Origin of the sequence: Streptomyces hirsutus (assembly GCF_001418415.1) — a bacterium.
Lineage (GTDB): Bacteria > Actinomycetota > Actinomycetes > Streptomycetales > Streptomycetaceae > Streptomyces > Streptomyces hirsutus.
In genome coordinates this window covers 23215-44582 of record NZ_LIQT01000051.1, presented here as the reverse complement: position 1 = coordinate 44582, position 21368 = coordinate 23215, and the positions used below count along the sequence as shown (strand labels likewise).

Annotated in this window: 24 protein-coding genes; 11 read left to right on the top strand and 13 right to left on the bottom strand. The window is 68.2% G+C overall.

Annotation, left to right across the window (positions count from 1 at the left end; translation table 11 throughout):
• Together AOK11_RS04670 and thiC are read right to left on the bottom strand one after the other, a co-directional pair.
• A partial coding sequence (locus tag AOK11_RS04670; protein WP_240497218.1) for a TerD family protein occupies positions 1-641 on the bottom strand: 641 nt, incomplete at its 3' end.
• 89 nt (positions 642-730) lie between these two features.
• The gene (gene thiC, locus AOK11_RS04665; protein WP_055592344.1) at positions 731-2545 is read right to left on the bottom strand and encodes a phosphomethylpyrimidine synthase ThiC; all 1815 of its coding nucleotides are present in this window, start codon (positions 2543-2545) and stop codon (positions 731-733) included.
• 561 nt (positions 2546-3106) lie between these two features.
• Between thiC and AOK11_RS04655 the strand changes: the two genes are divergently transcribed.
• Entirely contained in the window at positions 3107-4642 is a 1536-nt protein-coding gene (locus AOK11_RS04655; protein WP_079034633.1) for a YibE/F family protein, read from the top strand.
• A gap of 215 nt (positions 4643-4857) precedes the next feature.
• Here the strand turns inward: AOK11_RS04655 and AOK11_RS04650 are convergent, their stop codons facing one another.
• The 4 genes from AOK11_RS04650 to AOK11_RS04635 all read right to left on the bottom strand — a co-directional run bounded on the left by AOK11_RS04650 (position 4858) and on the right by AOK11_RS04635 (position 7099).
• Entirely contained in the window at positions 4858-5292 is a 435-nt protein-coding gene (locus tag AOK11_RS04650) for an SsgA family sporulation/cell division regulator (RefSeq protein WP_055592341.1), read from the bottom strand.
• A 98-nt stretch (positions 5293-5390) separates the two neighbouring features.
• Complete coding sequence (locus AOK11_RS04645; protein ID WP_063793414.1) at positions 5391-6116, bottom strand: helix-turn-helix domain-containing protein; 726 nt, start codon at positions 6114-6116, stop codon at positions 5391-5393.
• Between the two features lie 302 nt (positions 6117-6418).
• Positions 6419-6631 carry a DUF5326 family protein gene (locus tag AOK11_RS04640; RefSeq protein ID WP_055592340.1) on the bottom strand — a complete coding sequence of 71 codons (213 nt, stop codon included), beginning with the start codon at positions 6629-6631 and terminating at the stop codon, positions 6419-6421.
• Between the two features lie 150 nt (positions 6632-6781).
• Positions 6782-7099: a cupin domain-containing protein gene (locus tag AOK11_RS04635; RefSeq protein ID WP_055592339.1), complete on the bottom strand. Its 318-nt coding sequence runs from the start codon at positions 7097-7099 to the stop codon at positions 6782-6784.
• Between the two features lie 59 nt (positions 7100-7158).
• On the opposite strand from AOK11_RS04635, the gene AOK11_RS04630 reads away from it, so the two are divergent.
• The 6 genes from AOK11_RS04630 (at position 7159) to AOK11_RS04605 (ending at position 11938) form a co-directional block, all read left to right on the top strand.
• On the top strand, positions 7159-7536 hold the full coding sequence (locus tag AOK11_RS04630; RefSeq protein ID WP_055592338.1) for a phage holin family protein: 378 nt from the start codon (positions 7159-7161) through the stop codon (positions 7534-7536).
• A 5-nt stretch (positions 7537-7541) separates the two neighbouring features.
• Positions 7542-8033, top strand: a complete 492-nt coding sequence (locus AOK11_RS04625; protein WP_055592337.1) for a low molecular weight protein-tyrosine-phosphatase — start codon at positions 7542-7544, stop codon at positions 8031-8033.
• A complete protein-coding gene (locus AOK11_RS04620) occupies positions 8030-9202 on the top strand; it encodes a cystathionine gamma-lyase (protein ID WP_055592336.1) in 1173 nt (390 codons plus the stop codon). The genes AOK11_RS04625 and AOK11_RS04620 overlap by 4 nt, the downstream gene beginning before the upstream one ends.
• A 225-nt stretch (positions 9203-9427) precedes the next feature.
• Positions 9428-10330 (top strand): LysR family transcriptional regulator, encoded by a 903-nt coding sequence (locus tag AOK11_RS04615; RefSeq protein ID WP_055592335.1) that lies wholly within the window; start codon positions 9428-9430, stop codon positions 10328-10330.
• Between the two features lie 101 nt (positions 10331-10431).
• On the top strand, positions 10432-10914 hold the full coding sequence (locus AOK11_RS04610; protein ID WP_055592334.1) for an NUDIX domain-containing protein: 483 nt from the start codon (positions 10432-10434) through the stop codon (positions 10912-10914).
• Positions 10915-11065: 151 nt separating this feature from the next.
• On the top strand, positions 11066-11938 hold the full coding sequence (locus AOK11_RS04605) for a GNAT family N-acetyltransferase (protein WP_055592333.1): 873 nt from the start codon (positions 11066-11068) through the stop codon (positions 11936-11938).
• Between the two features lie 57 nt (positions 11939-11995).
• Here the strand turns inward: AOK11_RS04605 and AOK11_RS04600 are convergent, their stop codons facing one another.
• Together AOK11_RS04600 and AOK11_RS04595 are read right to left on the bottom strand one after the other, a co-directional pair.
• Positions 11996-12436, bottom strand: a complete 441-nt coding sequence (locus AOK11_RS04600; protein ID WP_055592332.1) for a GlcG/HbpS family heme-binding protein — start codon at positions 12434-12436, stop codon at positions 11996-11998.
• A gap of 166 nt (positions 12437-12602) precedes the next feature.
• A complete protein-coding gene (locus AOK11_RS04595; RefSeq protein WP_055592331.1) occupies positions 12603-13811 on the bottom strand; it encodes an MFS transporter in 1209 nt (402 codons plus the stop codon).
• Between the two features lie 143 nt (positions 13812-13954).
• Between AOK11_RS04595 and AOK11_RS04590 the strand changes: the two genes are divergently transcribed.
• Both AOK11_RS04590 and AOK11_RS04585 read left to right on the top strand, forming a co-directional pair.
• On the top strand, positions 13955-14419 hold the full coding sequence (locus AOK11_RS04590; RefSeq protein ID WP_055592330.1) for a MarR family winged helix-turn-helix transcriptional regulator: 465 nt from the start codon (positions 13955-13957) through the stop codon (positions 14417-14419).
• Between the two features lie 38 nt (positions 14420-14457).
• The gene (locus AOK11_RS04585) at positions 14458-14910 is read left to right on the top strand and encodes a GNAT family N-acetyltransferase (protein ID WP_055592329.1); all 453 of its coding nucleotides are present in this window, start codon (positions 14458-14460) and stop codon (positions 14908-14910) included.
• A gap of 94 nt (positions 14911-15004) precedes the next feature.
• On the opposite strand, the gene AOK11_RS04580 is transcribed toward AOK11_RS04585, so the two are convergent.
• From AOK11_RS04580 to AOK11_RS04570, 3 genes are all read right to left on the bottom strand, one after another.
• Positions 15005-16381 (bottom strand): serine hydrolase domain-containing protein, encoded by a 1377-nt coding sequence (locus tag AOK11_RS04580; RefSeq protein WP_055592328.1) that lies wholly within the window; start codon positions 16379-16381, stop codon positions 15005-15007.
• 91 nt (positions 16382-16472) lie between these two features.
• The gene (locus tag AOK11_RS04575) at positions 16473-17243 is read right to left on the bottom strand and encodes a methyltransferase domain-containing protein (protein ID WP_055592327.1); all 771 of its coding nucleotides are present in this window, start codon (positions 17241-17243) and stop codon (positions 16473-16475) included.
• Positions 17244-17491: 248 nt separating this feature from the next.
• Positions 17492-18088 (bottom strand): hypothetical protein, encoded by a 597-nt coding sequence (locus AOK11_RS04570; RefSeq protein WP_055592326.1) that lies wholly within the window; start codon positions 18086-18088, stop codon positions 17492-17494.
• Positions 18089-18371: 283 nt separating this feature from the next.
• Here AOK11_RS04570 and AOK11_RS04565 point away from each other — a divergent pair, with 283 nt between their 5' ends.
• Together AOK11_RS04565 and AOK11_RS04560 are read left to right on the top strand one after the other, a co-directional pair.
• On the top strand, positions 18372-19613 hold the full coding sequence (locus AOK11_RS04565) for a hypothetical protein (protein ID WP_055592325.1): 1242 nt from the start codon (positions 18372-18374) through the stop codon (positions 19611-19613).
• Positions 19614-19938: 325 nt separating this feature from the next.
• Positions 19939-20337, top strand: a complete 399-nt coding sequence (locus tag AOK11_RS04560; RefSeq protein WP_055592324.1) for a hypothetical protein — start codon at positions 19939-19941, stop codon at positions 20335-20337.
• Positions 20338-20566: 229 nt separating this feature from the next.
• Here AOK11_RS04560 and AOK11_RS04555 read toward each other — a convergent pair whose 3' ends face one another.
• Positions 20567-20869 carry a hypothetical protein gene (locus AOK11_RS04555; RefSeq protein WP_055592348.1) on the bottom strand — a complete coding sequence of 101 codons (303 nt, stop codon included), beginning with the start codon at positions 20867-20869 and terminating at the stop codon, positions 20567-20569.
• Positions 20870-20927: 58 nt separating this feature from the next.
• Positions 20928-21263, bottom strand: coding sequence for a hypothetical protein (locus tag AOK11_RS39140; protein WP_079034632.1), 336 nt, complete (start codon positions 21261-21263; stop codon positions 20928-20930).
• Positions 21264-21368 lie beyond the last annotated feature (105 nt).

Here is a 21368-nt window from a genome sequence, read left to right as displayed (position 1 = left end):
GTGGTGGGCACCGCGGGCGGGACCGGCGGCACTGCGGCTGCGGGCGTCGTCGCACCGGGTGCCGTGGTGGAGCCGGCAGCCGTCGTGGAGTCCGCTGCCGCCGGGGGAGCGTCGTCCACGGTGATACCGAAGTCGGTTGCCAGCCCCGCGAGCCCCGCGGCGTATCCCTGCCCCACCGCGCGGAACTTCCACTTTCCCTGCCGCCGGTACAGCTCGCCGCCGATGAACGCGGTCTCCGTTCCGGCCACCATGTCGAACCGCGCGATCTCGGCCCCCGTACCGGCGTCGAGCAGCCTGAGCACCAGTCCCGGCACCTGACCGAACGTCCCGCCGTCCGACGACGCGCACAGCACGACTCGCTCGACGGCCGGTTCCAGCCGAGGCAGATCCACCTCGACCGTGTCGGTCGCGGCACCGGCGGCGCTCCGCTTCCCCAGGTGCGTCACAGCGCCGGAGGTGTGCCGCGGCTGGTTGTAGAAGACGAGGTCTCCGTCGTCCCGCACCCGCCCGCTCTCCGTGAGCAGCAGAGCCGACCCGTCGATGTCGGGCACACCGGCCCCGGCGGCCCAGGCGAGCTCGGCGCGCACCACCCGGGCGTCGACGGGAAGGTTGGACCCCTTGCTCATTGATCTCGCTGTCATGGCATCCAGTCTGCCGACCCGTCCTCCCGGGAGAGGAGAGGGCGGGCCCGAACGGCCCGCCCCTTTGTCCATTCGGTCCGCTTGTTCGTTCAGTCCGTCAACGGCAGGTACACACGGTTTCCCGCCTCGGCGAACTCCTTCGACTTCCGCAGCATCCCTTCAGCGATCTCCTCGGCCGACGCACCCTCCGCCGAGGTCCCGCCGAACCGCTCCGTGATGCTCCGGCTGATCTTCATGGAGCAGAACTTCGGCCCGCACATCGAGCAGAAGTGCGCCGTCTTCGCGGGCTCCGCCGGAAGCGTCTCGTCGTGGAACTCCCGTGCCGTGTCCGGATCGAGAGCCAGGTTGAACTGGTCCTCCCACCGGAACTCGAAACGCGCGTCGGACAGGGCGTCGTCCCACTCCTGCGCCCCCGGGTGCCCCTTGGCGATGTCGGCGGCATGGGCGGCGATCTTGTAGGTGATGACGCCCGTCTTGACGTCGTCGCGGTCCGGCAGGCCCAGGTGCTCCTTGGGCGTGACGTAGCAGAGCATGGCCGTACCCCACCAGGCGATCATCGCCGCACCGATACCGGAGGTGATGTGGTCGTACGCGGGCGCGACGTCCGTCGTCAGCGGACCGAGCGTGTAGAACGGGGCTTCATCGCAGATCTCCTGCTGAAGCTCGATGTTCTCCTTGATCTTGTGCATCGGGACGTGCCCCGGACCCTCGATCATGGTCTGCACATTCAAACGCCTGGCGATCCGGTTGAGCTCCCCGAGCGTGCGCAACTCCGCGAACTGCGCCTCGTCGTTGGCGTCGGCGATCGAGCCCGGCCGGAGACCGTCACCGAGCGAGTACGTGACGTCGTACGCCGCGAGGATCTCGCAGAGCTCCTCGAAGTTCTCGTACAGGAACGACTCCTTGTGGTGCGCCAGGCACCACGCCGCCATGATCGAGCCGCCGCGCGAGACGATGCCCGTCTTGCGGTGGGCGGTGAGCGGCACGTACGCCAGCCGTACGCCCGCGTGGACCGTCATGTAGTCCACGCCCTGTTCGGCCTGCTCGACGACGGTGTCCTTGTAGATCTCCCAGGTCAGCTCCTCGGCCCTGCCGTCGACCTTCTCCAGCGCCTGGTAGAGCGGCACGGTGCCGATGGGGACGGGGGAGTTGCGCAGCACCCACTCCCGGGTGGTGTGGATGTTGCGACCGGTGGACAGATCCATGACCGTGTCGGCGCCCCAGCGGGTCGCCCAGGTCATCTTCTCCACCTCCTCCTCGATGGAGGAGGTCACCGCGGAGTTGCCGATGTTGGCGTTGACCTTCACCAGGAACCGCTTGCCGATGATCATCGGCTCGGTCTCCGGGTGATTGACGTTGGCGGGCAGCACCGCGCGGCCTGCCGCGATCTCCTCACGCACGACCTCCGGCGATACGTTCTCCCGGATGGCCACGTACTCCATCTCGGGCGTGATCTCACCTCGGCGTGCGTACGCCAGTTGCGTGACCGCCCCGCCCGCGCGGCCCCGACGCGGCTGACGGGGCCGGCCCGGGAACACCGCGTCGAGATTGCGCAGTCCACCGCGCGGCGAGGTGTGCCTGATCCCGTCGTCCTCGGGACGGACCGGACGACCCGCGTACTCCTCGGTGTCACCGCGCGCGATGATCCAGTTCTCCCGCACCGGCGCCAGCCCTCTGCGCACATCGGTGTCGACCAGAGGGTCGGTGTACGGGCCCGACGTGTCGTACAGCGTGACCGACTGCCCGTTGGTGAGGTGCACCTGACGGACCGGCACCCGCAGGCCGGGGCGTGTGCCCTCGACGTACGCCTTGTGCCAGCCGATGGACTTCCCGGCCTCCTCCCCCGCCGACGCTTCCGTCGGATTCTGGGTGGAGGCAGGCGTGCGTGCGTCCTTGTTGGTCATGAGACCTACTCCCTACGCCGGCATTACCCGGTAACAGGTTCAGCGGTCGGCGCAGCGGTTTCCGTCTGCCGATGTTCCGTGTGAAACATCACTCGGAACAAGTGGTGTTTCATGTGAAACATCGCTGGGACGGAGGTCAGCGCCCTCTCAGCCCGGTGCTCCGAGCTCCCGCGTGTACAAAAAGGTGCCTCCACGCTAGCGGGAATCCTGGCGCGGTGACCAGAGGGCCTTCGTTGTTCTTGCGATGATCAGGCGGTGACCTCGACGCAGCCTCCCCCCTACCCGCAGCCCGAACCACCCCGTGGCTCCGGCGCCCGAAGCGGCGGCGGCCGTGGCAGAGGCCCCGCAGCCGACACCGGCCTGGGCCATGGGAACGTTCAGGGAGACGGCCCCGGCTCCGAAGACTGGTTCGGGCATGGACACGGCCCCGGCGAGGCGCCGGCGACACAGAACCACCTGCCCGGCCCTGGAGGGCCTGGCCCCAGAGGCCCCGACGGGCCCGTCGGCCCAGGGCCCGTAGACCCGGTTTTCGGACCTCCCGGCCGGGCTCCCGGACCCGGCGTGGGCCGGCCGGGCCAGGGCTACGGGCAGGGACAAGGAGGGCAAGGGCAGGGTCGAGTCCGCGGCCAGGACCGGGGTCCGGGTCATGACCACAGTCCGGACCCCGGTGCCGGCGGCCGCGGGCGTGGCCCGAACTCCGGCGGAGGTCCGAACTCGGGCGGTGGGCACGGCGGTCCGCCTCCGGGAGACGGTGGGCACGGGCATGGTCCGGGCGACAGCGGTGGGCACGGCCACGCGCACGGCCACAGTCACAGCCACGGCCCGGCCGCTCCCGTATCGAAGCACTTGCGCAAGGTCATCGCGGCGGTCCTCATCCCGTTCGGCGCGGCGGTGCTGATCGGCCTCGCGGTGCTGTGGCCGGGTGGCACACCCGGCCACGAGCGGACCGGCGTCGGTTTCGACCGGCAGACACAGCAGGCCACGGTCACCAAGGTGGTCGAGCTGAGCTGTTCGTCCGTCAACGCGTCCGGGGGCGTCCCGACCGGCGACACATCGACGGCCGAGGGGTCCTCCGCGCAGCAGCAGGCGGACGGCACGTGCAAGAAAGCGACGATCCGGGTCGACACCGGCGACGATGTGGGCCGCACCTTCACCGAGATCGTGCAACCGGACCAGTCACGGCAGTTGCGCGAGGGTCAGGAGGTCATCGTCGCCTACGAGCCCTCCGCGCCGAAGGACCTCCAGTACTCGGTGGCGGATGTGAACCGGCGCGTACCGCTGACCCTGCTCGCCGGCATCTTCGCGGTCGCCGTCGTCGCTGTCGGACGGCTGCGCGGCGTGATGGCCCTGGTCGCGTTGGCGATCAGCTTCCTGGTGCTGAACTTCTTCATCCTGCCCGCGATCCTGCAGGGTTCGAACCCCCTGGTCGTGGCGGTGGTGGGGGCGAGCGCCATCATGCTGCAGGCCCTGTATCTCTGCCACGGACTGTCGGCGCGTACCTCCGTGGCCGTGATCGGGACCCTGATCTCATTGCTGCTGATCGGTTTTCTGGGCACGGTCTTCATCAATTGGGCGGTGCTGACCGGTGACACCGACGACAACACCGGGCTGATCCACGGCCTTTACCCGGACATCGACATGAGTGGTCTGCTGCTGGCCGGCGTCATCATCGGATCGCTCGGTGTGCTCGACGACGTGACGGTCACACAGACCTCGGCCGTATGGGAACTGCACGAGGCCAACCCGTCGATGGGCTGGCGCGGGCTGTATCGCGCGGGCATCCGCATCGGCCGCGACCACATCGCGTCCGTCGTCAACACCCTGGTTCTCGCCTACGCGGGCGCCGCGCTGCCCTTGCTGCTGCTGTTCTCCATCGCGCAGAGCAGCGTGGGGACGGTCGCCAACAGCGAGCTGGTGGCGGAGGAGATCGTGCGTACGCTGATCGGCTCGATCGGTCTGGTCGCCTCGGTGCCGGTCACCACGGTGCTGGCCGCCCTGGTGGTCTCGGCCGACCGTCCGACCGCGCAGGCGGCGGCCGAGGAAGGCATCCGGTCGGCTCCGGCACGCGGCGGACGGGGCAGGCGCCGGAAGCGCTGACCCCGCCCGCCGGACCGCGCGCCGCCGACTTCCGACCGTCCGTGGCCGCTCTCCCGGCAACCCGCCCTCCGGCAGGCGGCCATCAGCCGTCGACTGCCGACTGCTGTTCAATCCGGCACCGGAGCCGCTCGGCCGCCGCTGCGGAAGCGTTCCTGCACGGTCCGGCGGAACACGGTGAAGGGTTCCGCCGCGGGCTGGCCGGAGGCGGAACGCCTCTACCCGGCGCTCTGCTCCGCCAGGATGCGGTCCAGCGCGTCGTCGAGATGGGCGTCGAAGTCGGCGAGCGCCCCCTCCTGGCCCAGCGGTACCAGTTTGTCGGTGCGATCGAGGAAGGCCACGAGGGGCGCCGTCGAAGAACGGAACAGCGCGTGATCGCATCCGACCTGAAGCCGGATCAGCACCTCGCCCAGAGAGTCGGGGTCGACCGGTGAAACGCGTACGTCACCCTCGCCGCACGGTCTGCCCACCCCGTCGATCAGCAGCTCCCTGCCGAACGCCCAGGTCACCGGCGCGTCACCGGGAAGATGGAAGGTCAACCGTACGGCGTAGGGATCACAGGTGTCGTAGCGGAGCTCCACCGGGATACGGAAGGACAGCTCCTCCGACACGAGAAAGCTCATCATGACCTCTGCCTGCACGGACTCGCGCATCGCCTACCCCGTCATTCGCTACGGACCGGCCGGGAATGGACCCCTGACACTGGGTGAATCTTGCTCAACGTACACAGCAAATTACAAGGAGTGAGTTTTCAGATACTGATAGAGAGTGCCAGCGGCCCCAGCAGACGGCCCACTTCCGCCTGCAACTGCTGGGCGGCAGGGTGCAGCCGGTGGACCTGATGGACCGGAAGAGAGACGGCGATCGTCGCGGCTGTGGCACCGGCCGTGATCGGGACGGCCGCGCACACCGTCCCCAGCGCGTACTCCTGCCGCGCGAACACCGGCTCCATGCGACGCGTCCGCTCCAGGCGCCGGAGCAGACTGTGCCCGTCGCGCACGGTGTACGGCGTGACGGGCTGCACCGGGTAGCGGTCGAGGTGGTCACGGCGGGCGGGCTCGTCGAGCTGGGACAGCAGGCACTGTCCGATGGCGTGCGCGTGGCCGGTCGCCCGGAAGTCGGCCCATTCCTGGACCGCGGGATTGCCCGGGGTGTCGGAGACGCACACCAGGTCGATCTCGCCCTCGCGGTACACCGCGTAGTACACGGGGGCCCCGATCGCGTCACGCCAGTGCGTGAGTGCGGCGACGACCGTGCTGCGACGTTTCTGCGGGGCTCCACTCCTGTTCAGCCGCTCGGCCGCGTCGCCGAGGAAGAACAACCCCTTGTCGCGGCGCAGATAGCCCTCGTGCACAAGGGTGCGCAACAGGTGGTAGGCCGTGGGAAGCGCCAGCCCGGTCTCGCGGGCCAGCTGTTTGGCCGGGGCCCCGGACTCGTGTCCCGCGACGGACTCCAGTAGACGCATCGCACGCTGCACCGAGCCGATGAGGGTCGTGGTGGGCGCCGGCTCGGACGCTGGGCGCGCATGGGGCTGGCAGGGAACGACGGACAGATGTGCGGGGACGGTGGCAGCCGTGGCCAAGGGTCACTCCCGGAGCGAGGGGGCAGCCCGTGCGGGGGAACACGGGTGGGGGTGTACGCCGCTCGCGGGGATCGTCCCCGCATGGCCTTCCGGACTCTAACCGTCTGTCACCGCACGCAGACGGTTCGTCCGGGAAACTTCCCCCACCCGAGGGAACCGGTGCCGGCTGTTACCGCTTCACCGGCTCCCCGTGAGGCTCACCAGTCGCCGCGCGACGTCGAACTCGACGTGAACTTCCGTACGACGTAGATGAGTCCGCCGACCAGGGCGACGAAGACCAGCACCTTGAAGAGTAGATAGACCACGAACCCGACCACGCTGGCTATCAGGCCGCCGAACACGACCAGGGCGATGACCGGCACCGCGATCCACTTCACCCACCACGGCAGTCCCATGAAGATCTCTCGCATCGCCTTCGTCCTTACCTGCTCCGCCCGTCTCGTACCGGGTCGCGTGAATGATGTCCTGCACTCGATGCTAGGGCGGCAGGAGCCCTGCCGGGGGCCTCTGATCCCTTGTCCTCCCCTGAGCGGTCCCCTAGGGAACCCGGAGACCGCGGCTCAGCTCTCGGGCGGAGAGAACACCACCAGGACCCTCAGGTCCTCACTGATGTGGTGGAACTTGTGCGCGACTCCGGCCGGCACGTACACGATGCTGCCGCGGGCCACCTGCGTGGTCTCCATGCCGACGGTGATCGCCGCTCTGCCGCTGACGACGAAGTACACCTCGTCCTGGCCGTGCGGCTGCTGTGGATCCTGCTCGCCCGCGTCCAGGGCGTACAGGCCGACCGACATGTTCCGCTCCCGCAGGAACTGGAGGTAGGCGCCCTCGTTGGCGGCGCGTTCGGTCTCCAGTTCGTCCAGCCGGAATGCCTTCATAGCCTTGTCCGCCCCTGCCTCACTGCTCATGTCCGGTCCTGTCTGCCACGATCAGACACATGAAGAATTTCGTAGTCAAGACGATCGCCAACGCAGCGGCCCTCGCGGTCGCGGTGTGGCTGATCGACAAGATCACCCTGACCGGTGACAGCACGGGCAAGGAAATCGGTACCCTCATACTCGTCGCGTTGATCTTCGGCGTGGTGAACTCCCTGGTCAAGCCGCTCGTGCAGCTCATCAGCCTCCCGCTGCTCGTCCTGACTCTCGGGCTGTTCACGCTGGTGGTGAACGCTCTGATGCTGCTGCTCACCTCCTGGCTCGCCGACGTGTTCGACCTGAGCTTCCATGTAGAGGGCTTCTGGACTGCCGTGCTGGGCGGTCTGGTCGTCTCGGTCGTCTCCTGGGCCCTCAACGTCGTTCTCCCCGACGGAGACTGAACACCATGGCCTACCGCGTCTGTTTCGTCTGCACCGGCAACATCTGCCGCTCTCCGATGGCCGAGTCCGTCTTCCGCGCGCGCGTCGCGGAGGCCGGCCTCGACGGCGTGGTCGAGGCCGGCAGCGCCGGCACCGACGGCTGGCACGAGGGCGACGGCGCCGATCCACGCACGGTGGCCGTCCTCGAGGAGAACGGCTACGCCGCCGACCACACCGCCCGGCGGTTCGACCCCTCCTGGTTCGCCCGCCTCGATCTGGTCATCGCCCTCGACACGGGCCACCTCAGGACCCTGCGCCGCCTGGCCCCCACCCCACGGGACGCGGACAAGGTGCGCCTGTTGCGCTCGTACGACCCCGAAGCGGGCGACGATCTGGACGTACCGGACCCTTACTACGGGGAGGCGGACGGCTTCCACGCATGTCTTGAGATGGTGGAGGCGGCGAGCGTCGGGCTGCTCTCCTCGGTACGTGAGCAGGCGGAGGGACGGGCGGCATGAACGATTCGAGGATGACCAGCGGCTACGAGACGGGCGCGGGGGGAACGTCTCCCGGTGAGGGCACGCGTGCGGTGCGGGCCGGGCTGCCCGAGCCGGTCAAGCACGAACCGACCCTGCCCGGACCCGTCTTCGCCGCCCACTTCCACCTGCCCGGCGACCCCACCGGCCCCTACACCTACGGCAGGGACGAGAACCCGACCTGGACGCTGCTGGAGCGGGCCATCGGAGAGCTGGAGGCACCGGGGCAGGACGGCGTCGAAACCCTGGTGTTCCCCTCGGGCATGGCCGCGATCTCCTCGGTGCTCTTCTCTCAGCTCCGCACCGGGGACGTGGCCGTCCTGCCGAACGACGGCTATCAGGCACTGCCCCTGGTACGCGCCCAGCTGGAGGCGTACGGCATCGAGGTACGCACCGCACCGACCGGGGGCGACGCCCAGCTCGATCTCCTCGACGGCGCGAGGCTGCTGTGGATCGAGACTCCGTCGAACCCCGGGCTCGACGTGTGCGACGTGCGGCGGCTCGCCGAAGCCGCCCACGTGCGTGGTGCCCTGGTCGCCGTCGACAACACCCTCGCGACCCCGCTCGGCCAGCGCCCGCTGGAGCTCGGCGCCGACTTCACCGTGGCCAGCGGTACCAAGCAGCTCACCGGACACGGCGATGTCCTCCTGGGATATGTCGCCGGCCGCGACGCCGAGGCGATGGCCGCCGTACGCCGCTGGCGCAAGATCGCCGGCGCCATTACCGGCCCCATGGAGGCCTGGCTCGCACACCGTTCGATCGCCACGCTCCAGTTGCGGGTCGACCGGCAGAACGCCACGGCGCTGACGCTCGCCCAGGCGCTGCGGGAACGGCCCGAGGTGACGGGGCTGCGCTATCCGGGGCTGCCGGACGATCCCTCGCACAAGATCGCCTCGCAGCAGATGCGGCGTTACGGATGCGTGGTGTCCTTCACTCTGCCCTCACAGGCACGTGCGGACCGCTTCCTCGACGCGCTGCGGCTCGTGGACGATGCGACGAGCTTCGGCGGTGTGCGGTCCACGGCCGAGCGACGGGGTCGTTGGGGTGGGGACGCGGTGCCGGAGGGCTTCGTCCGCTTCTCCGTCGGGGCCGAGGACCCTGCCGATCTGGTGGCGGACGTGCTGCGCGCACTGGACGAGTCGGCCGGCTGACCGGTCCGTCCGGGCGGGTCGTCAGGCTCCCGGCTCCCGACGACGGACGGTCCGAGCCTCCCCCCTCGTGGCTCGGACCGTCCCGGTTCTACGCGCGCGAAGAACCTCGTGACCAAGGCTAGTTGACTCAGTGTCAGTGTCCAATCACTGTAGCGACAGCGACCTATCGACATATTTATAGTTGTGCCGGAGCGGCAGCGGGGTCGACGAACGGGAGGGTGTGCTGTGGATCTGGCCTTGTTGCGGACTTTCGTGACCGTCCACCGAGCCGGTTCCTTCACCCGTGCCGCTGCCTTGCTCGGCCTCTCCCAGCCGGCCGTGACCTCTCAGATCCGGACCCTGGAGCGGCAGCTGGGGCGGCCGCTGTTCCTGCGGCAGGCCCGCGGTGTGACCCCCACGACCATCGGGGACGAACTCGCCCACAAAGCCGCACCCCACCTCGACGCCCTGGTGGAAATCGCCGAGACCGGGCTCGACGAGGACTCCTCCTCGCGGACGCTGCACCTGGCAGGACCTCTGGAGTTCACGTCCGAACGGGCCGTGCCCGCGCTCACCGCACTGACCCCGAACGGCCAGAACTTCGCCCTGCGCGCCTCCTTCGGAACCGCCGAGGAGACGCTGGAAGGGCTGGCCGCCGGACGGCACGATCTGGCCATCAGTACGGTCCGGCCCCGCGGTGCACTGCTCTCGGCGACTCCGCTCTGCGACGAGGAACACGTCCTGGTCGCCGCGCCCCGCTGGGCCGAGCGGTTCGGCGCCGACGGAGTTCGCCCCGCCGGGGTGTCCGCTCCGGAGCAGATCCCGGTGATCGAGGTGCACGAGTCACTCCCCCTCGTCTCCCGTTACTGGGCTTCCGTCTTCGACTCCCGGCCTGTCACCGCGGGCGCTGTCGTCGTCCCGGATCTACGCGCGGTGCTGGCCTGCACCGTCGCGGGTGCCGGGATGGCTGTGCTGCCCCGGTATCTGTGTACGGCCGCACTCGAACGGGGGGAGGTTACCGCCCTGCACGAGCCCGCGGTGCCGCCGTTACGTACATACTTCCTGGTGGTCCGGAGCGGCACCCTGGCCATGCCGCATGTCGCACGTGCCCATGAGGCACTGCAGCAGGCGGCCACCGACTGGTGCTGACCCTCCGGTCGGGCGGCTCACGCCGAACGACCCACGCCGGAAATTCGGCCGGTGACGTCTCACGATGTTTCACGTGGAACGAGCTGGGCCACATTCCCTCCATGACCGTCCGACCCGTGGTCAAGCGCACCGCTCGAGCCGTCCTCCTGGACGGCGACCACCTGATCCTGATCAAACGCACCAAACCCGGCGTCGATTCCTACTGGGTCACCCCGGGCGGCGGTGTCGAGCCGGAGGACTCGACCGTCGTCGACGCTCTCCACCGAGAGGTGTACGAGGAACTCGGCGCCAAGATCACCGATGTGGTGCCCTGCTTCGTCGACACGGTGGAGCACATCGGTGCGGACGGCGGCGCCACCGGCGTGAAGGTGCAGCACTTCTTCGTCTGCCACCTCGAATCCATGGACCCGTCCTTGCGGCACGGCCCAGAGGTCGACGAACCCGCCGGCGAGTACCAGATCGTCCGCGTACCGTTCACCCGCGTGGGCATCGCCTCCGTCCACCTCGTTCCGCTGTCTCTGCGGCACTATCTGGACGGCAACATCGAGGGCGTGCGCGCTCTGCAGGCCTCCGACCTGGCCTGACCCGTCGGTACTCGCCGGTTTCATATGTTTCACGTGAAACATCCCGTGCCTGCGACCGCGCCCTGCACCGGCCCTCCGCGCGACCGGAAGATCGCCTCGGTCTTTGCAAACAAGTGGACGCCGCCCGTCGCCGTCGGACAGCCTGACCTGCGTGCCGACACCTGCTCTTGCCTCTCTGCCCATCCGCCGTCTGACACTCCGCGATCTCTCGGCCTGCGCCGACTTGTCCGAGGACCGGGGGTGGCCGCGCGAAGAACACAAGTGGGGACTCCTCCTCTCCGCCGGGAAGGGCTACGGCATCGATGATCCCGACGGCGGGCTGACCTCCGCCTGTGTCGTCACCGAGTACGGACCCCAGGAGCAACCCGCACTCGGCGCCATCGGCATGGTTCTGGTCGCGGAACGGCATGCCCGGCAGGGCATCGGGCGCCGCCTGATGCGCCACGTGGTCTCAGCGATGGACTCCACGCCACTGACGCTGTACGCGACGCCACACGGCCGCCCGCTCTACGAAGAGCTCGGTTTCAAGGTCACCGGCCGGGCTGAGATGCTCCGCGGGTACTTCCTCCCGGACGCGGGCGGACCCGCGGTGGGGGTGTCCACACGAGCGGCGACCGCCGAGGACCTGCCCGTCCTCCTCCGGCTCGACGAGGAAGTGTTCGGGACGGATCGCACACACATCGTCACCCGGCTGCCTGCATTCGCCGACCAGTTGCGCGTGGCCGAGGAGAACGGCCGGATCGTCGGCTACGCCGCCGCGTGGCCCAATATGGACACCCATGTCGTGGGCCCGCTGATCGCCCGCGACACCCCCACGGCCACGGCGCTCCTCGCCTCGCTCGCCGCCCACACCGACCGGCCGTTGCGCACCGACATCGATGTGCGGCACGAAGAGTTGCTGGCCTGGGCGAAGAACCGCGGTCTGGAGTCCATCGCTTTCAACGCTGTGATGACGTACGGGATCACGGAGCCACCCGGCGACTGGACCCGAAGGTTCGCCCCTGTGACGGTCGCGGCAGGCTGACGCCTTCCGGACGCGACGACGCCGGTTCCCGAAGGTGGTCGGGAACCGGCGTACGCGCTACGGGCGCCGCAAGCCCTGGACGAGGGCGTCCACGGCAGCCGTGGCGAAGGAGTGGTCCTGCTCCGGTGCACCGCCTCCGACGCCGATCGCGCCGATCGGACGGCCGCCACGCTGGACGGGGACACCCCCCGCAATGAACAGCAACGGCCGGTCGAGTGCGGTGGGCAGGGTGTGGAAGACCCCTCCGGGCTGTACGGCGTCGACGAGGTCCGCGGTGGGCGTGTTCAGTTGAAGAGCGGTGAAAGCCTTGCGGATGCTGGTCTCGCCGGAGATCAGCACGGCACGGTCGTCTCTCCGGAAGGCGAGCAGATGTCCGCCCGCGTCCAGGACGGTCACGCTCACCGTGACCCCGGCGGCCTCGGCGGCCTGGTGTGCGGCCATGACCAGGACTTCGGCCTCGGCGGTGGTGAGCGGGGCGACAGCGGTGGTGGTGTTCATGAAACAGGTACTCCTCGTGTACAGGGGGTGTCGTTTGAACAGGTGAGATCTGGGAGGGAAGTGATGTCGGTGGTGAAGGTGATGTCGGTGGTGGTGGCGAGGAAATCTGTGGACACGGAGGGCACGGGGGCGGCCCTCGCACCCCTCATGGCCACAGGCCTCCCGGTCAGTGGGGGACCGCGGCCTGCCGCTCGGTGGACACCTGGTCGCCGTCCACGACGCTGAGGACCTTGTCCCGACGGTCGAGGGCGGCGGCGACGAAGGCCAGCACCAGGGCGCTCGCGGCGAGGACGGCGCCGACCCAGTTGGGCGCGGTGTAGCCGAGGCCCGCCGTGATCACCAGGCCACCGAGCCAGGCGGACAGGGCGTTGCCGAGGTTGAAGGCGCCGATGTTCACGGCCGAGGCCAGGGTGGGGGCCCCGTGGGCCTGGTCGAGAACACGCTTCTGCAGGGGCGGAACGGTGGCGAAGCCCAGGCCGCCGATCAGGATGATCGTGACGGCCGCCAGGACCTTGTGGTGCGCGGTCAGGGTGAAGAGGGCGAGGACGACGGCGAGAGCGCCCAGGGACACGTACAGCAAGGGCATCAGGGCGCGGTCCGCATACCTGCCTCCGACGAGGTTGCCCCCGACCATGCCCAGGCCGAAGAGGACCAGCAGCCAGGTGACGGATCCGTCCGCGAAGCCGGCGACCTGCGTCATCATCGGCGCGATATAGGTGATGGCCGCGAAGACACCGCCGAATCCGAGGACGGTCATCGCCATGGCGAGCAGCACCTGGACGTTCTTGAAGGCGGCCAGTTCATGACGCAGCCGTACGCCTTCGGGCGCGGGAAGGTCGGGAACGAGCCCGGCGATGCCGGCCAGTCCGATGACACCGAGCACGGCGACGAGCCCGAACGTGATGCGCCAACCGGCCGACTGACCGACAAGGGTGCCCAGAGGGACACCGACGACGTTGGCCACGGTCAGCCCGGTGAACATCAGGGCGATGGCACCGGCCTTCTTGTGCGGGGCGACCAGACCGGCCGCGACCACCGAGCCGATCCCGAAGAAGGCGCCGTGGGCCAGCGAGGCGATCACCCGCCCGAGCAGCATGAGGCCGAAGACCGGGGCCAGGGCCGAGAGCAGGTTCCCGGCGATGAACAGGCCCATCAGCAGCATCAGCATCCGCTTGCGGGAGATCTTGGTGCCGAGCACGGTCATCAGCGGAGCGCCGAGCATGACGCCCAGGGCGTAGCCGGTCACCAGGTGACCGGCGGTGGGTACGGAGACACCGAAGTCGTCGGCGACCTCGGGCAGCAAACCCATGATCACGAACTCGGTCGTTCCGATCCCGAAGGCCCCGATCGCGAGGGCCAGAAGCGCGAGAGGCATGAGGAGACAGCCCTTCCCAAACAATTGCAGAATCACTTTGTGCGCTCAAACAATAGTTGCACACGCGGGATGCATGCAAACGCGGTCTACCTCGCTCCTGCACTACTCTGGTTTCAGCAGCTCCTGGACGGAGGGAAACGCCCATGACAGCCACGGACCCCGCACTCACCGCCCTTGCGCAGGGCTGGTGCGCGCTCTCCCTGCTGCACGGGAGAATCGAGGCCCACATCGAGCGGGCTCTCCAGGCTCAGCACGATCTGAGCGTGCGGGAGTACTCCCTGCTCGATGTGCTGAGCCGACAGCACGACGGCGAAGGGGGGCATCTCCAGATGAAACAGGTGGCAGACGCGGTCGTACTCAGCCAGAGCGCCACCACCCGCCTGGTCACCCGGCTCGAGGACCGTGGCCTGCTGGCGCGCTACCTGTGCCCCACGGACCGGCGCGGCATCTACACCAACGTCACGCAGGCCGGCCTCGCTCTTCTCGAGAAGGCGCGGCCGACCAACGACTCCGCGCTGCGCGAAGCGCTCGACGCAGCGGCGAAAAACCCCGACCTGGCCCCACTGGTCCGCACGGTGGAGACACTGAAGACATCCGTACCGGCATGAGCCGACCGCGTCGGCGCGGGCCTGCGTAAGGTGCCGCCATGGAAAATCTTGAGATACGTGCCGCGGCTGCCCCCGACGTCCCCGCGATCGTCGGCATGCTCGCGGACGACACCTTGGGGGCGCAGCGCGAGTCTCCGGACGACCTCGGTCCATACCTGGCCGCGCTGGAGCGGCTCAGCACCGACCCGAACCAGCATCTGGTCGTCGCGGTCCACAAGGGCCGTGTCGTCGGCACACTCCAGCTCACCATCATTCCCGGGCTGTCCCGTCGCGGCTCCACGCGATCGATCATCGAAGGCGTCCGCATTCACGCCGACGAACGTGGCAGCGGTCTGGGGACCCGGCTCATCGAGTGGGCCATCGGCGAATCCCGCCGCCAGGGATGCCAGTTGGTCCAGTTGACCTCCGACAACACCCGCACCGAGGCCCACCAGTTCTACGAACGGCTCGGCTTCTCGGCTTCCCACGTGGGCTTCAAGCTGGCGCTGTAAGGACGACGGAGGGCTGTTTCACGTGAAACAGCCCTGCGGACTCCCGGAGGTCTTCGACCTCCGACACACCCCGGGCAGGCTGGGCGTGCGATTCCTAACCGATCCCCCGCCATCCTTCAGGGTCCACTCCGCCCGGCACAGAAGCCCCTTCCTCGTACGGCTGACGGCCGAACACGAAGGACACGAGGTCCAGATGGCTCACTGATCCGTCCGGCCGCCGTACGGGCTTCAGGAGCTCTCCGGCGTAGTAACCCTCCAGTCCGGTCCAGGTTCCGTCGCCGTTCGAGCGGAAGCGGGCGCGACGGCCCGTGCCGGACAGCGGCTCCAACGACAGCAGCCCGTCGGCCGACAACCGCAGAGCGAAGCCCTGCGTCCCCCAATACCACTGACCCACCAGCTCCAGCAGCGTGGAATCGAACTCCCGCAACGGTCGCCAGGGAGCAGGGATACGCGGTTCCGCCTCGGCGACGATCCGGACGAGATCGGCAGCCACCGGGAACGGCATGGGCCCCGAAGTGCAATTGGCCAGGACCACCGCGGCCACGTCGTCCTCCACACCGATCGCAAGACAGGCGAGGAAGCCCGGCAGCGATCCTGTGTGCCCGACAAGAGCCCGCCCGTCCCGGTGACGCAACTCCAGCCCCAGGCCATAGGCATAGCCGCTCGCCACGTCCGTCGCCTCTGCCGGCGCCGCCGGTCTCCTCATCTCCCGCAACGACTCGATACTCAGCACGCGGGCGTCCCCGTTGGCCAGGAAGGCCGCGAAGCGCGCCAGGTCACCTGCGGTGGACCAGAGTTGTCCCGCCGGCGCCATCCTCCCGAGATCCTCGGCCGGCTCGCGCAGCATCACGTCGGCCCACGGATGCACCGCCCAGCCACCCGCATGCGGCGCCTTCGGACGCACACCCGTCCGGCGCAGGCTCAAGGGCTCGAGCACATCGCGTCGGAGCACCTCCTCCCACGTGGCACCGCGCAGCTTCTCCACAAGCGCGCCGAGCAGCGCGTATCCGGGATTCGAGTAGTGGAACCGCCGGCCGACCGGGTGCACCAGAGGCCGCTCGCCCAGGACATCGGCCAGGTCGGGCCGCAGTGAGCCGGGGGTGCGCTCCCACCAGGGCCCCGGCGTCTCGGCCGCCAGGCCGCCGAGCAGTTCGACGAGGGTCGCCTCCCCCACGCCCGTACCCGGCAGATGTTTCTCCAGCGGGTCCCCGAGGTCGATCACCCCCTCATCGCGCAACTGGAGGACCAGTACGGCGGTGAACGTCTTGGTGACGGAGCCGATGCGGTACTGCACGTCCTCGTCCGGCGCATGTCCCTCCACCGACGTCCGCGCCCCTGTCCATACGGTCTCTCCGCCCCGTACCACGGTCGCGACGAGCGACGGAGCACGCTCCTCCGCCTGGGCAACGGCGATCCGGTGCAGCAATGCCCGACGCGTGCCGGCCAGCAGTTCTTCCTGATGTGTCGTCATGCCCTCAGTTCACCAGGTGCGGGTTCCGCCCGTACGAAGTCGGCGGCCGGAACGCCGGAGCCGCCGGCGCCGCGTCCGTCCTTCGTGCTCGTCAGCGGGAGCAGATCACGCTGACGAGCACGAAGGAAGCGAAGAAGGATCCCTCGGAAAGAGAGGTGAACCAGCGACGGCCACGTTCTTCGTCGATGTGACCGTCCTGGATGGCCTGTTGCAGGTTGCGGCCCAGTCCCAGTGTGTGATCCGCGTCCTGAAAGTCGAGGAAGACCGGTGCCGTGGCGATCACCGTCTCGACGGTGAAGCCGGCTTGCTCTGCGTGGCGGGCGAGGCTGCGGCCGATGGTGGCGTGCCGGACCACTTCCGAGGTGGTGTAGCGCGTGAAGGCGCGGCTTGTGCCGAGATCCTCCGCGTCGACGGCCAGGGTGTCCCAATCAGGCTCGGCAAGGCCGATCCGCGCACCTGGCCGGGTGACCGAGTGGAGTTGTGCCAGGACATCGGCGGGCTCGACGACGTGCATGAGAACCCGGTCGATCTTGGCCCGGTCCACTGACCTCGGCGCGACGGGCAGGGAATGAGCGTCTCCCTCCCGGATCTCCACTGCCGACAGGTCTGTCGTGCGCCGACGGGCCTCGATGAGCATCGCCGGGTCACGGTCGACTCCGATCACCGTGCCCCTGACGCCGACGCGTTCGGCCAGCTCCGGCAGGTCGGCGCCCGGACCGCATCCCACGTCGAGTGCCGTCTGCCCCTGCTGGAGGTCCAGCAGGTTCATCAACTCCCGCTTGTAGCCGCGGCCGACGCCGGCTGCCGCTCGGAGCATGTAGGCGGCCTGGTCAGGTCGTGACGCGCCAAGAGTCGTTGACATGCGGAGGAGTCAAGCACTGCGGCTGATGGCTGGGCTACTCAGCGGGGAGGGATGTAGGTTCTCACTTTCGGTGTCATGTGCCGACGCTGTGACCTGGATGTCCCTCTTCAGTCTCACGCGGTGTCGGCCGACGGCTGTCTCAGATCGGTGTCACTTTCCTCAGGCTGTCCAGCACGCTGCACCGCCTGTCCGACTACCCGGTCCGGGTGCACCACTACGTACGGAGATACGTGCACCAGCGGCTCATGTCATCGCGCGGGCATGGTCGTGGCAGGGCGCCGGACCTCCAAGATGACTGCGGTGCCGGCCACGGCTCTGTTTTGGTGCATGGTGATCTGCTGGCCGGGCTGGACGTGCGTCCAGTGGGAGGGAATGAGGGGCACAAGGCGAACCGTGGCTCGTCCTCCGGGCTCCAGCACAGGCGTGTTCTCAACCCAGAGCCCAGCGATGCTCACCGCGCGTCCGCCGGTGGGTGAGAAGTGTCCGATGTCCCACATGGGTCGCAGAACACCGGCGCCGGGGATCGGCGCCGTGCGTCGCGCCTCGGCGGCGGGGCGGAGCGTCAGATCCGCCCTGATCGCACCGTTGCGGAGTTCGGAGCATCGCCAATGGCACCACCTCGCGCTCCGCTCCAGCCGAAGCTGCTCAGCGGCTTCGGCGAGCTGTTCCCAGAAGGCCAGAGGAAGCGAGCAGGCGTCCCCGAGCTCCTCCAGCAGGTCCAGGGCGATCTCCCACTCGTCGTGGACGAGGTAGTCCCAGATGTCTCGCACCGTGATGTCGTTCTCGGTGGCGGTCTCTTCCGGAACCAGCAGAGAAGCTGCTTCGAGCAACTCAGGAACGTCCATGGGCTCATTGTCGACCACATGAACGTGCTGCCCGGTTCGAATGTCAGACCCTGCGCCTAGAGTTCGGCGAGACGGGGCCGGCCCCGAGACCGCCAGCACCGGAAAACGGCGGCTTCCCTGGTCTGCTCGGGGGTGGTTCGGCCCAACCGGCGTCCAGGCATCGTTAAGAGCCACGAGTGCAGCCTGTCAGCCCGGCCCCTTTGAGCACCTAATCGGAGTCAGTATCGAGCGACCCGGTGCATCGCACCCGCCCCGGGTGCATTCACCGCGATCGGAGAGCATCATGAAGAACAGCGCGTTGTGGCGAGTGGTTGACAACCAGAGTGGTACCCAGTCCATCGTCAGCACGCCCTCCGAGGCGGTCGCGTTCGTCAACAGCCGGTTCGACACCGATGACGACGACGAGCCGTTCAGCATCACCGAGGTCGGCCCTCTCCTTCCGAAGCCGCTCGGGATCATCACCGCATGGGCCGCCAAGAAGGACGGCGAGCGAACCGACGGGCGTACTGCGCCGATCACCATCAGGCCGGTTGTGACGGATAACGCCATCGAGTGCGACGACGTCGTGCTCTGGGACGACGTGTATGTGTCATGGGACCACGACATGTACACCGTCGAGGGGCCGGACGGCTCCGAGTACAGCGAGGCTTACAGCGCAGCCGAGTTGAGCGAGATCCTCGACGAGTACGCCGGCGACTACGAGTACGCGCCTGAAGGGCCTGACAGCCATAGGTGGCCGAAACCGGGAGAGTTGATCCCCTACGGGGCCCAGGAGTGTGCCAAGCGGTTCGGGCACCTTGACGACGACGCCCTGCTGTGGCTGGCTGCCACCCGCATCACGCTCGCCGTGTGGCGCAACACACCCGTCGAGAACTGGCATGCCGGTATGAGTCCGCTCCACGACGGCACGATGATGCGGATCAACGTGGCAACCACCCGACTCGTGCGCTCGATGCTGTCGTTCGACCATGTCGACTGGATCGCTGTCGGTCTCGCGATCGTCAACCCGTCTCGGGTTCTACCGACAGGGCAGTCCGTGCTCGAGCTCGGGCTGGCCTGCCACAACGCTGACGACCCGGCGCACGAGGTTGATCCGCGAGAAGAACTCGCGGAGATGGCACAGGTCGCGATCTCATGGGGGCGAAGGTACTGCCTTCACGAGAAGGAATTCGGCCTGCGAACCCTGATCGAATCCTTCTGCGCGTCCGACAACGGCTGGTTCGGAGCTCCGAGTTGGGGGCGCATCGTCGATCGGTTCCTTACGGCTGTCGACGACCGGGAGAATGCGCACTGGCGCATGCACCGGGACAAGCCTTGGTTCGACGAGTGGTTCACCAACCGCCCGGCCGACATTGCGGACACCACGGAATTTCGTCGGCTACTCCTTGCCGGGCCCGACCTGCTGTCCGAGGAGGCCGCCGAATGGTGCGTGGATGGTGCCATCCGCTACGTCTGCCAGGACGACCACGCGAACGACTGCTGGCGGTGCGGTATCCCACTGGCAACGGAGTCCCCCAACGAGTGAACGTGGGCACCAGCATAGAAAAGCATCAATCCACTGACCGCGCTCTCTCCCGCCTACTCGGCGGCCTCCCCTGCTTGGGGAGCCAGTCGCGGCTCCACTGACTGGAGATGTGCGGGTGCTTCTGACGGATCTGTGGCAGCAACGCTGGCCCGGCTGCCCGCCGGTCGGTCACAAGCTCCGTGAGCCCTACAGGAATGTCTGGGTCCGCTTCCACAGTCCGTCGGGTCTTTGTCATCAGCATCACCGGCCTGCCGGTTTCTTGATAACCACGGCTTCCACGACACGGAGGTCGAGCAGGTCGCCGGACCTCCGGGATCATGACGCCATGCAACTCCGATACTTCAATCAGACCGGATGGACCGCCATCTTCAATGGCACTGAGACGGAGATCGGTCGCATGGTGCGTGTGGAGGGATGGGATCCCGCAACCGGGACAGCCTTGGTGGTCGACCCGCAGCGAGGGGCACTGCGCCAGGTCACGGACTACGTGGACTTCTCCCACTTGGAGCGGGCCGATCAGGTCGTTGCCGCGATACCCGGTGGGGGATGGCGGGCACACTGGACGGATGAAGGGCCGGGTGGATCACCTCTCACGGAGCAGGTGCTGGCCTGGTTGATCACTTCGCAGGGCCGGGCGACTGCCATCACGGTCGATGCTCAGGGGCATGTGGAGGACGCCGACAGCGCCGACGCCTTCATACCGCCGGGTGAGGAGCTTCAGTGACTGACGGCGTCGATGCCGCAACAGGCGGGCCCGGCGTCTGAGGGTCGGGCTTCTGATGCCGGTTGGGAGGCTCCCTATTACCGGGTTCGGGCCGCCGGCTTCCAGGTGCTCTTCCTCGTGGAACCGGACGAGGCGATCGAGGAGGTCTGCAACGTCGATGCCGAGGTTCATCTTGCCGACGGGTCGCGCTGGAGTTCCACGATCTTCACACCAGTGCGGCGCCGAGAGGTCAGCTGGGCCGGGATGCGATCTGCTGACGGGCAGAGCCCCAGACATCCTCGAACTCCTCGAAGGTGAGTTGTTCGGGGTCGTGGCCTTCCCATTCCGAGACGGGCAGCTCGGCAGTGATCCCGAATCTGCTGTCGTAATCACCGAGGCGGCCCGCGTCGCGGGCCCGCTGCCACTCGGCGAGGGAGGCTGCTGCGATCGGGATCAGCTCTGGCCCTTCGAGTTCGACCTGCCGGATCACCCAGCCTTCGGCGTCGACCTCGAAGTAGAACCAGGTGTCTTCCTCGTCCCAGTAGCAGCGCATCCATGTGGTCACCAGGCCATGATGCCGCGCCAGATGCGCCGCCCTACTCCGCTCTGTCTCATGCCTGGGCGATGAATCCTGCGGATCGGTCGAGCTGGAAAGGAGAACCGACCCGGGTTGGATCCCAGCCTTGATCCCGTGCCTCTCGAATGCTGGCAGCAACGTGAGCCGGACGAATGGGCTCCGTCTCGACGCCCACCCAGTTGCTGGGATGGGCCTGACCGCTGGTGACGATCAACGTCGTGCCCGGCTGGCTGCCGCTGGCCGCTTCAACCGCATAGGTCATCGGTGTCCAGCAGAGTCCCTGCATGTAGGAGGGCTTCCTGCGGATCCGCCAGCGGTACTCGATCCCGTCAACGGTTATGCGCCGGGAACCCTTCTTGTTCAGCGCCATCTTCGCCTCCTCCACTGTTGGACTCTAGGGCCGTGCAATAGGTCCGTCTCAGCCGGAATCTTCCGGGCCGCCGGGCAGCACGCCGAAACCAGAGTGCCGTGCAGG